General features: G+C 63.3%; 1 protein-coding gene. It reads left to right on the forward strand.

What is annotated here, in order from left to right:
* Window positions 1-1,181 (forward strand): IS4 family transposase (locus ACQ4WM_RS24675; protein WP_436549292.1); only part of this gene is annotated, 1,181 nt, incomplete at both ends.

Genomic DNA, 1,181 nt, shown 5'->3' on the forward strand with positions numbered 1-1,181 from the left:
GCACCTTGGACCGAGACGGAATTTGGCCAACTTGACCTGGGCGACGCGCGCCTGAACAAACGAGCGAGGATCTTGATGGAACGATTTGCGGCTGACCCTACGGCGAGCGTGCCGAAGGCGTGCCAAGGCTGGGGCGAAACGATGGCGGCGTATCGTTTCTTCGACAATGACAGCGTCGAGTGGCAAGCGATCATGATGCCGCATTGGGAGAAAACCACACAGCGCATGGCCGCGTTGCCGGTGGTGCTGTGCTTGCAGGACACGACCGAACTGGACTTCAACGGCCAGCGTGGTGTCGGCCTCGGGCCGTTGAGTTACGAAGCCCAGCGCGGCATGTATTTGCACCCGACGTACGCGGTGACGCCCGCGCGCGAGCCGCTGGGCATCATCGACGCGTGGATGTGGGCGCGCGAGAAGAAGGACAAGACCGGTGCGCGCGGCGGGCCGAAGGAAAGCCTGCGCTGGATTGAGGGCTACGAACGTATCGCCGAGATGGCGGTGCAGTTGCCAGCCACACGGCTGGTGTATGTGGCCGACCGCGAGGCCGATCTGGTGCCGCTGATGCTGCGCGCGCAGGAACTGGGCACGCCGGCTGACTGGCTGGTGCGCGCCAAGCACAACCGCTGTCTGCCCGACGGCGACAAGCTGTGGGAGCATACGGGCGCGGGTGCGCCGATGGGCGAACTGACGTTCGCGATGGCGGCACGACACGGCGTGAAGGCGCGCACGGTGCGCCAGCAGTTGTGGGCACGTACAGTGACACTGCCTGCTGGCAAAGACAAAAGCGTCGTCGCGACCTGTGTGATCGCGCGCGAGATCGATGCGCCGGAAGGCGTCAAACCGATCGAATGGCGCTTGCTGACCAACCGCGAGGTCAACACGCCCGAGGCCATTGTCGAGCTGATCGACTGGTACCGCGCTCGGTGGGAAATCGAGATGCTGTTCGACGTTCTGAAAAATGCCTGCCGCGTCGAAGCCCTGCAACTGGGCTCGGTCACACAGCTTGAACGGGCCTTGGCGCTGTTCATGGTGGTGGCTTGGCGCATCGCGCGGTTGATGCGCTTGGGCAGGACCTGTCCGGATTTGGATGCGGAACTTTTCTTCGACCCCGATGAGATTCAAGCAGCCTACCTGCTGCGCAAAAAGACACCGCCAGACAAACCCCGCTTGAACGAGGTTCT

The organism is Janthinobacterium longum (assembly GCF_051380735.1).
In the GTDB taxonomy this organism is placed as follows: Bacteria; Pseudomonadota; Gammaproteobacteria; order Burkholderiales; family Burkholderiaceae_D; genus Janthinobacterium.